The sequence below is a fragment of the Rhizorhapis sp. SPR117 genome, from assembly GCF_021742065.1.
On sequence record NZ_JAKKIE010000247.1, the window covers coordinates 1 to 413 of the forward strand.

1 protein-coding gene is annotated in these 413 nt (G+C 58.6%); it reads left to right on the forward strand.

The window, feature by feature from the left end:
• Nucleotides 1-378: ATP-binding protein (locus L3X40_RS22220; RefSeq protein ID WP_237367489.1), on the forward strand; the 378-nt coding region annotated here is incomplete at its 5' end.
• Nucleotides 379-413 lie beyond the last annotated feature (35 nt).

The following is a 413-nucleotide window of genomic DNA, read 5'->3' on the forward strand; positions in this document are numbered from 1 at the left end:
AGGTTCTTCTCCACCGTCGATCTGGTCAACGCGCTGGAGCAGGAAAAGGCCATGAACAAGGCAGGGCAACTGGCCGAACGTCTGCTGCGTCTCGACCTCGTCGTCCTCGATGAACTCGGCTACCTGCCGTTCAGCCCGTCAGGCGGAGCACTGCTGTTCCACCTGCTCAGCAAACTCTACGAACGCACCAGCGTGATCATCACCACCAACCTCAGCTTCAGCGAATGGGCCGACGTGTTCGGCGACGCCAAGATGACCACCGCCCTGCTCGACCGGCTGACGCACCACTGCCACATCCTGGAAAGCGGAAACGATAGCTTCCGGTTCAGGGCAAGCTCTGCCACCCCCAAAACACGAAAGGAAAAATTACCCGCTTGAACCAAACCCCGCATCGCGGGACATACAAATACTAG